Consider the following 2,904-nt stretch of genomic DNA (forward strand, 5'->3'; position numbering starts at 1 on the left):
GATGCGCCGGGCCCAACGGCGCGGTGGTCGCTCGAAAACACTACTACCACGCCTATCATCGACCGTATTACCGTGGCGTCCACTGCGCTGCTGGTGTGTACCGGGCCGGTTGTGCTGGTCCTCATGGTGCGGCGGTCGTCCGCAGACCTTATTAACCCACCGACCAACAATCGGCGTTATCGAAATCGAGGCTCTTCTCTCAACCGCTAGGGCTTAACATCGCCCGATCAGAGAATTGCGCGGTGGAATGACCTCGCCATCATTGGTTAATCGGCCCATCTAAGGGTCATGAAGCTTGACCTAACCGACAAAGAAACGGCAGCCCTGCTCTGCGAACCGACAGATCGCTCTGACGACTCTAACCTCAACACGGGCACCCCCTGGAATTCCTGGGACGACCAGGACATCAGGTGGGGCCTTGATCACAACCGCTCGATCGAGGAAACAGCCGATTTTCTGTGCCGAACACCTTCGGAGGTCCGCCAACGCATCGACGAGATTGCGGAGGCTGACGCAATCGGCGACCCGTCGCTGCTGCACGACGGATTGACCCACCGCGAGCGCATCGCCCTCAAAACCTACCGGGATGCCCGCGCCGCGCTTGCCTTGATCCGTGAGGCGGTTCAGGACTGCGCGCCCCCAGGCTCGGTACCGCGCGAGGACTATCTGACCCCGGAATTCACCGTCCACGCCGAGGCACTGGTGCGCGGCATCTATGCCATTGCAGGGCGGTTTCGGCTCAACTCGTGCGAATGCGCGACAAAAGAGCAAACTCTGGTGAATCGTCGAGATGACGAAATCTGCTCGCACGAACCCCACGACCGCGACCCCTACCGCCCGAAGGGTCGAACTCCCATCTCCGCCGACTTGGGTCAAACCAGAACTCGCTAAGCTCGTCGCGAAAGCACCTGATGGCCCCGACTGGCTGCACGAACTAAAGCTCGATGGATATCGGATGCACGCCCGGCTCGATGCCGGCAGAGTGCAAATCCTGACGCGCCGAGGCAACGACTGGCGGAAAGATATCCGGCCATCGCCAAGACCATTGCTGGGCTGCCGGCGCAGAACGTCTACCTCGACGGCGAACTTTGCGGCGTGCTCTCCGATGGTAGGGCGCCCTTCAACTTGATCCAGAACGCGACCGACACTGGTCAGGGATCGCTGGTCTTTTTCCTCTTCGACCTGCTGTTCCTGGACGGCGAGAATTTGATGGCTCTATCGTTGGTGGACCGCAAGACCCGGTTGGAATCTCTGCTAAAAGGTGCGCCAGCCTCGCTGCGATACAACGATCACCAGATCGGACGCGGCCCGGAGTTCCACCGGATAGCCTGCGAACACGGTGTCGAGGGCATTGTATCGAAGCGCACCGATGGCCGGTATGAGCCGGATAGGCGCTCGTGGCTCAAAATCAAATGCCTCAACCGGGAAGAATTTGTTGTCATCGGCTGGAGCGATCCAGAGGGCAGCCGACATAGGATCGGGGCATTGCTGCTCGGCTACTACACGCCGCAGGGTAGGCTTACCTATGCAGGCCGGGTCGGCACCGGCATGCCCGTTGCGGAGTTGGAGCGCCTTTGGCAGCGCCTTCAGCCGTTGGTGATCGACAAGATGCCGCTGACCGAGCCGCCACCCCGAGGCACCCGGTTCGGATCACCGCTGGTGCTCTCGCGAGTGCATTGGGTACGGCCCGAAATGGTCGTGGAGGTCAGCTATGTCGAATGGACTCCTGACGCCCTGCTCAGGCATGTGGTGTACTTGGGCGAGCGCAAAGACAGGTTGGCCACCGAGGTGCGGCGCAGCCCGCCTCATGCTGGCGAGCCTCTATCCCGGTAATGCTGGCCCATCGATCTGTTCTCGGGGTACCGAGTGACATTATAGTCGATCGGCGAAAACCTACCTTAGCGCGAATGGCGTTCAAGGTGAGAGTAATGCCCCTTACGAACTTTACAGTTGTTTATTGAACACTCGGAGCCGCTGGCCCGCGTGCTCATCCATTGCTTCGATGATCGCCGGATGGTGCTCGTCTTTATCTCGCGCGAGGCGATCGACGATTATTTCCGACGCACTAAGCTGACACCGAGCCAGCGCAACTTGCTGATGGCTCGCAACCTGGACAATCTGATCCCGGTGATTACCGCCAAGTACGAGCGGGGTGCCGCATGTAGCTAATGGCGGGTCGGCGGGGTATTTACCTTATGAGGATAGGAATCGTGCCATTGAGCAAGGAAGAAGCATTCGCGCTTACGGTCAGCACGCACCTGCTTTTGTTGGATTACGAGGTTCGAGATGATACCGTTGCTCGTGTCATAAACGACATAGCCGGACTAATCAGGAAATCGGAGGAATTCTTCGAAAAAGAAGTAATTCGATACGGTGATGAAGCCGCTGACATTTATGCCGATGAAGGCGACTACGTGGAGGGTCTTATCGGCGCGTCCTTTGTGCTATTGCAAGCTAAGATAAGACGCGTCGTTTCCTGGGCTATCGCGATGCGAGAGGCGCTTACCCGATTTGGATTAGATCTGACCGAATTTGACGGGCAAGCTAAAGTTCTCAGACTGGGCGGCGACTACAAAGATACGGGATATAGCCTTGTTGAATTGGTGTGGCATCTTGGCAATTTTTATAAACATCGCGATCAATGGTCTAAGGAAACGTGGGATAAGCCCGACAACAGGACCGAAAAGACGATAAGGGCTATCGCCAAAGTCGGCATTGGACAACACGAGAAGCTCCGGGATGCCATGATATTCTTCGGACTCGATGCGTCTTCCCGTTGCGGAGATTTGGCTGAGCAGGTGCAAAACTGGGCAGCGTGCGTTGATAAGCACGCCCAAGGCCAAGCGCCTTTCGATCCTGAGACTCATCCCCGTGTTCGAATGGCCAACGAACTGCGCCGTAGAT

General features: G+C 57.7%; 4 protein-coding genes. All 4 read left to right on the plus strand.

Annotated features, from left to right (window positions below; translation table 11 throughout):
• Positions 1 to 288 precede the first annotated feature (288 nt).
• Positions 289 to 891: a hypothetical protein gene (locus VGI36_06585; GenBank protein ID HEY2484796.1), complete on the plus strand. Its 603-nt coding sequence runs from the start codon at positions 289 to 291 to the stop codon at positions 889 to 891.
• 120 nt (positions 892 to 1,011) lie between these two features.
• On the plus strand, positions 1,012 to 1,833 hold the full coding sequence (locus VGI36_06590) for a hypothetical protein (protein ID HEY2484797.1): 822 nt from the start codon (positions 1,012 to 1,014) through the stop codon (positions 1,831 to 1,833).
• A gap of 117 nt (positions 1,834 to 1,950) precedes the next feature.
• The gene (locus tag VGI36_06595; protein ID HEY2484798.1) at positions 1,951 to 2,169 is read left to right on the plus strand and encodes a hypothetical protein; all 219 of its coding nucleotides are present in this window, start codon (positions 1,951 to 1,953) and stop codon (positions 2,167 to 2,169) included.
• Between the two features lie 47 nt (positions 2,170 to 2,216).
• On the plus strand, positions 2,217 to 2,904 hold a 688-nt coding region (locus VGI36_06600; protein ID HEY2484799.1), incomplete at its 3' end, for a hypothetical protein.

The sequence above is a fragment of the Candidatus Binataceae bacterium genome (assembly GCA_036495685.1).
GTDB lineage: Bacteria > Desulfobacterota > Binatia > Binatales > Binataceae > JAFAHS01.